This is a genomic window from Halogeometricum sp. CBA1124, assembly GCF_009741955.1.
Taxonomy (GTDB): Archaea; Halobacteriota; Halobacteria; order Halobacteriales; family Haloferacaceae; genus Halogeometricum; species Halogeometricum rufum.
On the sequence record NZ_WPCD01000137.1, the window covers coordinates 1 to 9,966 of the forward strand.

The 9,966-nt window shown below is 61.0% G+C and carries 11 protein-coding genes and 2 pseudogenes; 7 read left to right on the top strand and 6 right to left on the bottom strand.

The window, feature by feature from the left end:
- On the top strand, nt 1-239 hold a 239-nt coding region (locus GJ632_RS14875), incomplete at its 5' end, for a TOBE domain-containing protein (protein ID WP_197428023.1).
- A 40-nt stretch (nt 240-279) separates the two neighbouring features.
- Here GJ632_RS14875 and GJ632_RS14880 read toward each other — a convergent pair.
- The 3 genes and pseudogenes from GJ632_RS14880 to GJ632_RS14890 form a co-directional block, all read right to left on the bottom strand.
- A pseudogene (locus GJ632_RS14880) lies at nt 280-1,138 on the bottom strand (dihydrodipicolinate synthase family protein).
- Between the two features lie 238 nt (nt 1,139-1,376).
- Nucleotides 1,377-2,041: pseudogene (locus GJ632_RS14885) on the bottom strand (potassium channel family protein).
- 55 nt (nt 2,042-2,096) lie between these two features.
- Entirely contained in the window at nt 2,097-2,756 is a 660-nt protein-coding gene (locus GJ632_RS14890; RefSeq protein WP_231751588.1) for a hypothetical protein, read from the bottom strand.
- A 167-nt stretch (nt 2,757-2,923) separates the two neighbouring features.
- Here GJ632_RS14890 and GJ632_RS14895 point away from each other — a divergent pair, with 167 nt between their 5' ends.
- A complete protein-coding gene (locus GJ632_RS14895) occupies nt 2,924-3,547 on the top strand; it encodes a metal-dependent hydrolase (protein ID WP_191453368.1) in 624 nt (207 codons plus the stop codon).
- An 850-nt stretch (nt 3,548-4,397) separates the two neighbouring features.
- Here GJ632_RS14895 and GJ632_RS14900 read toward each other — a convergent pair.
- Both GJ632_RS14900 and GJ632_RS14905 read right to left on the bottom strand, forming a co-directional pair.
- Nucleotides 4,398-4,682 carry a type II toxin-antitoxin system RelE/ParE family toxin gene (locus tag GJ632_RS14900; protein WP_191453369.1) on the bottom strand — a complete coding sequence of 95 codons (285 nt, stop codon included), beginning with the start codon at nt 4,680-4,682 and terminating at the stop codon, nt 4,398-4,400.
- The gene (locus tag GJ632_RS14905; RefSeq protein ID WP_008307424.1) at nt 4,675-4,956 is read right to left on the bottom strand and encodes a ribbon-helix-helix domain-containing protein; all 282 of its coding nucleotides are present in this window, start codon (nt 4,954-4,956) and stop codon (nt 4,675-4,677) included. Before GJ632_RS14905 ends, GJ632_RS14900 begins: the two co-directional genes overlap by 8 nt.
- Nucleotides 4,957-5,375: 419 nt before the next feature.
- On the opposite strand from GJ632_RS14905, the gene GJ632_RS14910 reads away from it, so the two are divergent.
- Entirely contained in the window at nt 5,376-6,620 is a 1,245-nt protein-coding gene (locus GJ632_RS14910; protein WP_191453370.1) for a site-specific integrase, read from the top strand.
- A gap of 511 nt (nt 6,621-7,131) precedes the next feature.
- Here the strand turns inward: GJ632_RS14910 and GJ632_RS25995 are convergent.
- On the bottom strand, nt 7,132-7,383 hold the full coding sequence (locus GJ632_RS25995) for a ribbon-helix-helix domain-containing protein (protein WP_191453371.1): 252 nt from the start codon (nt 7,381-7,383) through the stop codon (nt 7,132-7,134).
- 95 nt (nt 7,384-7,478) lie between these two features.
- On the opposite strand from GJ632_RS25995, the gene GJ632_RS14920 reads away from it, so the two are divergent.
- The 4 genes from GJ632_RS14920 to GJ632_RS14935 all read left to right on the top strand — a co-directional run bounded on the left by GJ632_RS14920 (nt 7,479) and on the right by GJ632_RS14935 (nt 9,823).
- Nucleotides 7,479-8,015 carry a sugar-specific transcriptional regulator TrmB gene (locus tag GJ632_RS14920; protein WP_191453372.1) on the top strand — a complete coding sequence of 179 codons (537 nt, stop codon included), beginning with the start codon at nt 7,479-7,481 and terminating at the stop codon, nt 8,013-8,015.
- Between the two features lie 5 nt (nt 8,016-8,020).
- Nucleotides 8,021-8,440, top strand: a complete 420-nt coding sequence (locus tag GJ632_RS14925; protein ID WP_191453373.1) for a hypothetical protein — start codon at nt 8,021-8,023, stop codon at nt 8,438-8,440.
- Nucleotides 8,441-8,598: 158 nt separating this feature from the next.
- On the top strand, nt 8,599-9,369 hold the full coding sequence (locus GJ632_RS14930) for a hypothetical protein (protein ID WP_191453374.1): 771 nt from the start codon (nt 8,599-8,601) through the stop codon (nt 9,367-9,369).
- Nucleotides 9,370-9,550: 181 nt separating this feature from the next.
- Nucleotides 9,551-9,823, top strand: a complete 273-nt coding sequence (locus tag GJ632_RS14935; RefSeq protein ID WP_231751587.1) for a hypothetical protein — start codon at nt 9,551-9,553, stop codon at nt 9,821-9,823.
- Nucleotides 9,824-9,966: the final 143 nt, after the last annotated feature.

The window sequence follows — 9,966 nt, forward strand, 5'->3', positions numbered from 1 at the left end:
ACGCGCCGGACGAGGACGCGACGAGCGCGCGAAACCGCCTCGCGGGGACCGTCGAGAGCGTCGAACGCGGCGACGCCGTCGCCACCGTCGCCGTGGACGCCGGACTCACCACGCCGCTTCGGGCGTTCCTCACCGTCGAGAGCGTCCGCCGACTGTCGCTCGCTCCCGGCGCGCGCGTCGTCGCCTCGTGGAAGGCCACGGCGACGCGAGCGACGCCCGCGGCCGTCGAACCGCGGTGAGTCGGCGGGCGGAGCGCGGCGCACCCGACCGGACGGCCGGTCAGAGCGGTTCGACCAGCCGTTCGAGTTCCCGGCGAGCGTCGTCGGACACCGGTCGGAACGGCCGCCGGACCTGCCCGGCGGGCGCGCCGCGGGCGCGCATGGCCGCCTCAGGCCCGGGACGCCGTGCGTGGCCGTCACCGCGTGGTTGAGTTCGACGATGGCCTCGTTTCGCTCTCGCGCCGCCTCCGAGTCGCCGTCGCGGTGGGCCTCGTAGACGGACGTGGCGGCTTCGGGGGCGACGTGGCGACGGCGAGGACGCCGCCGGCGGCGCCCGCGTCGAGGGCGTGCGAGAGGACGCCGCCGGACCCGACCATGAGGTCGAAGTCGGCGTCGCGGGTCAGTCGGCGCTCTCGGACGAACGTGGCCACGTCGCCGCTGGAGTCTTTCATCCCCGCGACGTTCGGGTGCGTCGCCAGGTCGCCGACGACGGAGACGGGGAGTTTCACGTCCGTGTACGCGGGGACGCTGTAGAGGTAGACGGGAATCTCGGCCTCGTCGGCCAAGTCGCGGTAGTAGGCCTCCAAGGCGGCGTCGTCGTGGGAGTAGTAGAACGGCGTGACGACGAGGGCGGCGTCGGCCCCGGCGGCCGCGGCGTCGGCCGTCGCCCGTCGGGTCTCCTCGTAGCCCGGGGATCCGGTGCCGGCGAGGACGGGGACGCTCGCCTCGTCGACGACGACTTCGACGACGCGAGCGCGCTCTTCGGCGGTCATGAGTTCTGCTTCGCTGTTCGACCCGCACGGGACGAGGAAGTCGACGCCGCGGTCCTCCACCCACGCGACCAGTTCGCGGAGGCGAGTCTCGTCTACGGTTCCGTCGTCTGCGAACGGCGTCACGAGTGGGGGTCCGATACCTTGCATCGGGCGAACGTCACCCGGCAGCGTCATGTAGTTTTCCCGCGTCAGCGCGTGGTCACTCGTCCGTCTGACACGGATTTAGTTCCGCGACGAGTACCGTCTCGGTGGGCGCGCTAACTGACGGCCTCAGTTCCCATCCTCCCACCCGCGCGCCCGGCACACCCACCCCCGGTTCGGCATTCCGGCCGTTTGGTGACGGCGTCGCTCCCCCGTGACGCCGCACCGTTTACGCGTTCCCCCTTCAGTCTCCGTTCTCGCCGAGCAGGATTGTTCGCACCTCCGCCAGTCCGTCCTCCTCGACGAGGAGCGCCATCTGGTCGCCCGACTCCACCGTCGTCCCGGGAAACGGGATGGTCATCGGCTCTCTCGACCGACCGTGCGCGTAGATGCGACCGACCGACCCGAGGTCGATGTCCGCGACTTTCCGGCCGACGACGGGCGCGCCCTCGGGGACGACCACCGTCGAGATGCGGAGCCCCTCCGTCAAATCGCCGATGGCGTCGAAGTTACCGCCGAGGAGGGCCGTCTTCGCGCCCGCCGCGCCGAGACGTTCGGGGTAGATGACCTCGTCGACGTCGTCGGCGTAGCGTTCGTATATCTCCTGTCGGTAGTCCTCGCTCACGCGCATGACCGCGCGACAGCCGAACTCCTTGCCGACCATGCAGGCCGCGAAGTTCACGTTCGGGTCGCCGGTCAGTCCGCCGACGGCGTCGGCGTCCTCGCGCCGGCGCGGCGAAGCACGGACTCGTTGCTCCCGTCGCCCGCCACCACCGCGAACCCTTCCTCCTCGGCGCGTTCGACCTTCGTCTCGTCGTTGTCCACGACGGTCACGTCGTGACCCTCCTCGCGGAGGACGAGGGCGGTTCGGGCACCGACGCGACCGTACCCCACGATAACAACCTTCATACCCACAGTGGTGGACGCGGGACGGATTAAAACCCACAGTCGCCGCCGGGACCGGTCAGTCGGCACGACCGTCGCCCGGCGCGACCATCGCCCGGCACGGCGAACACGCGTTACGACTGCCGTTCGCCGTCCCCGGCGTCGGGCGAGCCTCCTCCAACCGCTGGTGGAGCGAGTCCACGAGGCCGGAGAGCGTCTCCGTCCCGAACAGAGCCACGAGTACCGCGCCGACGGTGTCGAACACCAGGTCCGTGATGGTGTCGGCGAGTCCGTACTGGACGAGGATGGCTTCGACGCCGAGATAGTCCGCGGCGAGACGGGCGAAGAACTCCAGCACCTCCCAGACGACGCCGAGAGCGAGCGTGAACGTGAGGATGAAGACGAACATGAACCGCGGCGGGAGGTACACCGCCTCGCTGTACTTGTCCACGGCGCGGGCCGACGCGTACCCGACGGCGGCGACGAGCATCGCCGACAGCGTGTGCGTCAGGTGGTCGTACCACCACAGGCCGTCGTACAGGCCGACCATCCCGACGGCGTGAAGCAGGACGGCGGTGGTCACCCACAGCGTGAGTCCCGGCGAGAGCCGAATACCCCAGTCGCGGGAGAGAACGGCGGGGAGGTACGTGATGGAGAGGGCCGCCGCGGCGTTGATGACGATGCTCGCGTTCAGCGTGGCGAGACCGAACCCGAGGATGCCGGCGATGGCCAGTCGCATGCCTCCCGCCGCCAGCGAACCCGCGTTGGGAGGGAGACGCCACTTCACACCCTCGCAGAGGCGTCGAGGGGGGATAAATCTCCGTTCGCCCCCGTCGGCGCGGTCGGTCTGACATGTTAGCACACGACGCGTAACCGTTTTTCCGTTGTATAACAGAGGTCAGGGTGATGATGGCAACTACGCACGCCCTCGCAGGGGTCGTGCTCGCCGTCGTCGTCGCGGTGGTGTTCCCCGAGAGCGCCGCGGCGGCGACGCCGATACCAGTGCTCGCCGCCGCGCTCGGCGGACTGTTCCCCGACTTCGACCTCTACGCGGGGCACCGCAAGACGCTGCACTTCCCGGTGTACTTCAGCGCGCTCGCCGTCCCCGCCGTCGCAGTCGCCGCCGTCGCCCCCTCGACGCTCACCGTCTCGGTGGCGTTGTTCCTCGCCGCCGCCGCGCTCCACTCGGCGATGGACGCCCTCGGGGGTGGTCTGGAGCTGAAGCCGTGGCTCGGCACCTCCGAGCGCGCCGTCTACAGCCACTACCACAGCCGCTGGATTCCGCCGCGCCGGTGGATTCGCTACGACGGCGCACCGGAGGACCTGCTGGCCGCCGGCCTGTTCGCCCTGCCGACGCTGTACGTCTTCGACGGCCCGATTCAACTCGGCGTGTACGCCGCGCTGGGCGTCTCCGCGGTGTACGTGCTGCTGCGGAAGCCGATGGTCGTCGTCGCGCAGACGGCCGTCGACGCGATGCCGGAACACGTGGTCGACCGGATGCCCGAGCGGTTCGTCGAGGACTTCCGGTAACGAGGCGAAGCGGGTTCTGTTCTGTTTTTGCGGTCGTGAACGGTTTCGGACGTGCGCGTGTCGGTGTGAGTGAGATTACAGAGAAAGTCTACGCCGGGATTTGAACTCACTCACAAATCGGAGATTTGCTCGCTGCTCAAATCCCGGGCTCTCGTCCTTACCAAGGACTTGCTTTACCGAGGAGGCCTTCGGCCCTGAAAGCGGCCACCTTTGCCGCAAAGGCCCACTTTGCGTGCTTCTTATCTCTCTATTAGCAACGCTACTTATGAAAGAATTGGGTATTCGACCCCGTATGCCGTCTGTGGACACCGGAAATCGACAAACGTGTTCGGGTGAGTGTTGCCCTACTCGACACATCATAATTGTGAGGAGTATTGTGCGGTTCATACGCGTGGCCCCACGACATCGAGCGTGGATGATAGTATGTACGTTTCAGATATGCTGTGGTGAATCAGTTAGAAAGTAGAGCGTGCGAATTGACCGATTACTCGTTTACCACTCGTTTTTTATAAATAAGATATGCTAATGGACTCATTAGAAGATAAATGAGAGCAGTCATTCCCAAAAATAGCTCGCTGGAATCTATCGCTAAACTATAGAATAGACCGAGTCCAACAAGAACGTATGCCGCAGCGAGTGCCCAAATAAGTTTCTCATCGTACATAATGAGTTGATGCCTGATGAGATAATGATTGTGGGGCATTTCCTCCGAACTTACCGAAGCTACTCACCACATCGAGGGGCAGAAAGAACAGTTCCCTCGAGGACATGGCTCACGACTGACGACTACCGGGGCCAAATCCACCGAATACTTCACCCGTATCTCGCCGTATCGAGGGCCTTTCGTCACTTAGTCGTCATCAGCGGTGTACGCGCCGCCACGACGCTTGACGCGTGCGACGACGAGCCGCTGGTCGTCCTGCCGGAAGCTCACGGAGAGCCGGAACTCCCCTATGCGTACCTTCTTGTACGGGCTGTTCTGGAGCGGTTCGCCGTAGTCCGGCGGGTCGCGCCACGGCGAGGAGACGATTTCATCGAGTTTGTCGAGTATCCGGTCTTGGTCGGCGGGGGACAGTCCGTCGAGGTCGTCTTCGGCGGTCGAGGAGAGTTCCCACGTCCACCCGTCGTCACTCATCGCTCGTGCCGAACCGCTCGCGGGCCTCCTCGGCGCTCGTCGTTCGTCCCTCGCGGATGTCCTCCTCGGCTTCGAGCAGGGCGACCAGTTCGTCGCGGTCGAACGTCGGGAACTCGACGGCGTCCCGAAGCGTGTACCGGATGAACTCGCTCCGACTGTTGAACCCGCGCCCCTGCCACGTGTCGTCTATCTGTTCGAGGAACGACTCGGTGAGTTTGAAATTCACCGTGGCGATGTCGTCCCCACCGTCGTCATTCGTAGCTGCTTCAGACATATAGACGTAATACGCTGGTCTTACCAATAGTCGTTTCGGCGGAGGCTCACTCACCGCGTAATCGACGTGGATAGCCGCATCGAGGAGCAGTTCTATCGCATTCCTGACTACGGTTCATCGTCCGTCCTGTGAGCGCGGGTTAGCGAAATCCGGGGTGTCACTTGAGGGGACGCGCCCCCGGTCGATTTCGGGTCTAATCCGCCGCTGTCTGTGAATTAGTTTGTGTGTCCTGACACTTCATCGAATCGCATTACGGCGAGGGATGCCCTGTTTAGCGAGAGAAGCGAATCTTGAACGGGTTTCGTTCAGACGAGTGTGTCCGGAAAAGTGTGCGTACAAGGAGTGTACGGAGGAAAGAGCCTAGGCCGGGATGTGAACATAACCTTCATCATCCCTCGTAAGAACATAATAATATCGCCATGGGCGACACACGAGCGAACATCGAACGACTCTGCGAGCGGATCCGGGACTCCGAGGAGATCTCCGAGCCCGACCGTGACGTACTGCTCACGTTCAGTAAGAAGCTCGACCTGCTGAGGTCCCAGTATTCCGAACACCGACACGAAAAACTGCTGCGGCACTGTACCCGTATGGCCGAGGAGGTTGGTGGGCTGGCCGACGCGCTCGAGAATCGCGAGGCCGCCGAAGACATCGTTCGCTGGATCCACCAGACGTACGACAACGAGTACACCAACCACGACTACCGAACAGCCCTCCGAATCCTGGGCAAACGCGTGACCGAAGACGACGGCATTCCGCCGAGTGTCGAATGGATCCCGTCGGGGACCCCATCGAGCCACGACCCCGTACCGGACCCTGCGGATATGCTGGAATGGGACGAGGACGTGGTTCCGATGATCGACGAAACGCGCAACTCCCGAGATGCTGCTCTTCTCGCAGTTGCCTTCGATTCGGGGGCTCGAAGTGGAGAACTGCAGGAGCTTCGAGTCGGGGACGTCAAAGATGCGAAATACGGCCTCCAGATCAAGGTGGACGGGAAGACCGGCCAGCGATCGGTTCCCCTGTTCGCCAGCGTTCCGATGCTCAATCGATGGATCTCCGACCACCCCGCACCAGAGGATCCAGATGCGCCGCTCTGGTCGAAGCTGTCCAAGCCAGAGGAACTCACGTATCGGCGCTTCCGTGCCATCTTCGACGACGCAGCAGAGCGAGCCGGTGTTACGAAACCGGTCACCCCGACCAATTTCAGAAAATCGAATGCCACGTTTCTGGCTCGTCGAGGCGTGAGCACGACGCAAATCGAAGATCTCCAAGGCCGAAAGCGGGGGAGTGACGCAACAGCGCACTACGTGGCCCGTTTCGGAGGTGAAGCCGAGGAAGAACTCGCCAGACTGCACGGTATCGACGTGGACGAAGACGAGCCGGAGCCTATCGGCCCTGTCGACTGCCCGCGCTGTGGTAGGGAGACTCCTCGACACGAACCGGCCTGCGTATGGTGCAACCAGGCGCTGGACCACGCTGGCATGAAATCGTTGGAAGAAGAGGAAAGGGAGGTCCGGGACGCCCTTTTCCGGTTCGCCCAGCAAAACCCAGAGCTCCTCGAGGACTTCCAACAGGCACGTGACCTCACAGAACTGCTCGAAAAAGATCCCGAACTCTTCGAGGACGCACAGGCCTTCGCGGAGGCCCTTTCGGATGGATAACGTGGTCGTCACGAAAGGTCCAGCTTAATCCGATCGAGCTTCTCCTCGACGTCCTCGACGCCGTCGAGGTCGTTACTGTTCGCCAATAGGGCCAGCACGTAGGCACGGGCCTCGGCATTTCCACAGGCGAGGACCTTCCGAGCATCTCGCTGTTGTTATCGATGAACTCGTCGAGATCTGTGTCGCTCATTGTGCACCTCCGCTGGAGCAAACGTTCGTATACGATTCGTCGCCGACTGCGTCGATGTTAGATGCCATTCTTCGAGTGAAGGGAGTCGTGCTCCGTTCGGGCCGAGCACGATGGACGAAGAAGGGCCGTAGCTGGTGAAGGCTTAAGCCGGTTGGCCAGCCAATAATAGGCGGGTTCACCGGCATTGTCCGAGATCCCATCTCCGTCGTGCCGTGGGTCGAGTCGGGGTGCACGGGTACCAATCGTTGTCCCCGACCGAGCGATACTACGGCGCGGCGTTCCACAGCTCCAGACCACAGTGACGAGCTGCATCGATCCGAGTCAGAACTCCGTGACTGGATCGTACGCCTCCTCGGTTGCTAAGCCGAGTGCGCCTCTGTTTGGACTACTCTGGTTGCCCTTTTCGCCACGCGCACTCGCCGCGAGCTCGATACCATCTGGATTCTGCTCGAAGTAGTATCGAAGCGCGCGCCGGATGATCTCCGAGCGGAATACGCGCTCCGATTGGCACGCTGCTTCGAGAGCTTCGTCCAGTCCTCGTGGTATACGGCTGGAAACAGTTGTTTGCTGCACAGAATTGGCCGATGGGTGGGAGGGATAAATAAAAAGGCGAAACCAACCATTTTCTGAGTCTCAAAATATATTGCAATAGGACTTCTCGACATCGTATGCCCAGCATCGATCCCATTCCATCCGAGGACGCCATCGATGACATCCGAGATCAGTGGAGCGAGCGAACAGACGCCTTCGGGCGCGTGTACACCACCGCCATCGGGATAACCGAGTACACTCGATATAACCAAATCGCCGAAACGGCCGATTGTGCGCCGAATACGGCCAAGAAGCATCTCGAACGGTTGGTGGATATGGGCATCGTCGAAAGAAGCCCCAATGTCCACGTAGCCAGGTATCGCCGAAACGACTCCTATTTCGAGTGGCGAGAAGCGAGCCGGATTGCCGACAATCTTACCATCGATGAGATCATCGAGCGAGTGCAGAATCTGGAGTCACAGCGTGAAGAGTTCGAGGAGCGATTCGGGGCAGAAGATCCCGACTCGGTGTCCGTATTCGACCAAGACGACCACGAGGCCATCCACGAGCAAATGGCAGCAGTAAGCCAGTGGCAGAGTATCGAACGAGACATCCAGCTGTACGAGCTCGCACGGCAGCTCGCCCATAATGACGGTCACCTCATCCCCCAGTAACGGAGATGAACGAAGTACCCACCATTGTCGGATGGCCATCGGTCGGTCCACCAGATCGTCAGGCACTTCGAGCCATCGATCGCTTCTTATCCACCATGGCGAATATCGACCGAACAGAGTTTCATCCCGATTCGTTTCACCCGCAGTTGCTCAAGGCGTGGCCGACACCAAGTCCCGACTCGTCTGGGACCACACGGCTGGATATTCATTGGTTCACCACTGGAGAATTCTCCGTAACCTATTACCAGGCCGACGAATGCGTGGACCAACGCGTCGGTCGATGGGATCGACATACAGGTTCCCGAGGAACTCGTTGCCATTTCCATCACCTCTCGACCACCGGAAATATCGAGACCGTTGATTTCGACGAGATCAACCCACTGGGTGTACTGCGTACGATCTTGGCTTCCCTCCCTCGTGCATGAGTTTCCGTATTCTCGTATTGGTGGATGGAGTATGGGCATACGAGAAACCGACTTTCGAGGCGGGTACCAATCGACTGCGGGACAGCGTGGCTGACCAATGTGCTAGTGTAAAAATGGCGTATCTATAGTGGACAGTATAGGGTCGCTTCGCTCGTTTGATGGAGGAATTAGAGTGTTATTATGAATTTCCGGAAGTATATCAAGGGGTCAACGAGTGGATACAGGCGATGATTAACTTCCAATTCACACCTCCATCGATTGATTTCGACGACGAAACGCTCGCAAAAGCGATTGTAGCCTTAAAAGACGCCAAGGACTACTTTGATGCAGCGCGGACGTTGGCGGAGGCACAGATCGATATCGAGTATCCCTGGAATTACGATCCGGCGAACCATCAGATCCAGGATGAGGCGGTTCAGGTCGCGATCACGTGGGCGGTAGAAGCTCGGGAAGGACTCAATTCGGCAAACGACGACGATCTACAAAAGTTGGCGGCTCGGATGGAGGACTGTGAGCTGGCATTTGTCGACGAATGGGATGATACAGAGACATCGAACTACTACGAGACGCTCTATCTTACTATCTCAACTCATGACGCCCTCATCAGCTGGCTATGCGAAAATGATCCGAACCTGACTGGATCTGACCCCAACAATATCGGAGAGGAGGTTTATTGGGGCAGTGATAAGGAGGAAGCGGTGAAACGCTGGTTCGGCCAGTATGCCCCGATGAATATAGAACAGGGGAGTAGCTCGGCATTTCAGAACAAGTGGGAGAAATTCTTCAAGCACCGGCACTGGATTATGCACGGCCACCCCGATGCCCATTTTGACGCGAATCTAGCGCTCACCGCCCTGTTCTTCCTCGGCTTAACAGGATACATCGTGGGCGACAGGTACAATGATCTCGTTCGAGCCGGGAAGATTTGAGCTCGAACGACTGATGTAGGGGCTGCTGGAGTTGTTGATCCATAATATGTTGATCGGTGCGAGCATCGAATAATCGACTTGTTTTACAACCCGATTACGAACGCCCCGATTTCCCCAGCTGGAGCCGATATCTGCTCCTGCTGACCGAAAGAACTAGGCGGATTCTCAGTGATATCCGATTATGGTCCGCGTCGACGACTCGGGAGACGTCACGAAGTGTTGGCTCTCCCCAGACGAGCTCACGACTCTTGAGCGGAAGGCCGGGGAAGATGGATGGGAACGAGAGATCGCTGTGCAACTGATGGGGCGGTGTGGGCTCCGAGCGTCAGAAGTGAGCTACCCCGGTGACGACCATCTTCGCTACTCCGAAGATGGCAGTGTGTGGTTGTTCGAGGTTCGCGGAAAGAACACGAAGGGGGCGACCGCAAACGAGAGACGCCTGGATGCCCGATGACGTCGCTGATGACGTCCACAAGTACAGTCGTGAGCGGCAACTGGATCCATCGGAGTCGTGGGTCGACGCAGTACACCATCGGTTCGTCGATGGGTCAAGAAGCGGTGGAGGTGATTGCTGAGGATCTGGACGAACCACGATGG

Coding starts and splice junctions, on each gene's coding strand:
- GJ632_RS14900 (WP_191453369.1), bottom strand. CDS start 4,682: ATGAGTGACGACGGGTGGACGTGGGAACTCTCCTCGACCGCCGAAGAC.
- GJ632_RS14895 (WP_191453368.1), top strand. CDS start 2,924: ATGATGGCAACTACGCACGCCCTCGCAGGGGTCGTGCTCGCCGTCGTC.
- GJ632_RS14920 (WP_191453372.1), top strand. CDS start 7,479: ATGCCCAGCATCGATCCCATTCCATCCGAGGACGCCATCGATGACATC.
- GJ632_RS14890 (WP_231751588.1), bottom strand. CDS start 2,756: ATGCGACTGGCCATCGCCGGCATCCTCGGGTTCGGTCTCGCCACGCTG.
- GJ632_RS14925 (WP_191453373.1), top strand. CDS start 8,021: ATGAACGAAGTACCCACCATTGTCGGATGGCCATCGGTCGGTCCACCA.
- GJ632_RS14910 (WP_191453370.1), top strand. CDS start 5,376: ATGGGCGACACACGAGCGAACATCGAACGACTCTGCGAGCGGATCCGG.
- GJ632_RS14905 (WP_008307424.1), bottom strand. CDS start 4,956: ATGTCTGAAGCAGCTACGAATGACGACGGTGGGGACGACATCGCCACG.
- GJ632_RS14930 (WP_191453374.1), top strand. CDS start 8,599: ATGGAGGAATTAGAGTGTTATTATGAATTTCCGGAAGTATATCAAGGG.
- GJ632_RS14935 (WP_231751587.1), top strand. CDS start 9,551: ATGGTCCGCGTCGACGACTCGGGAGACGTCACGAAGTGTTGGCTCTCC.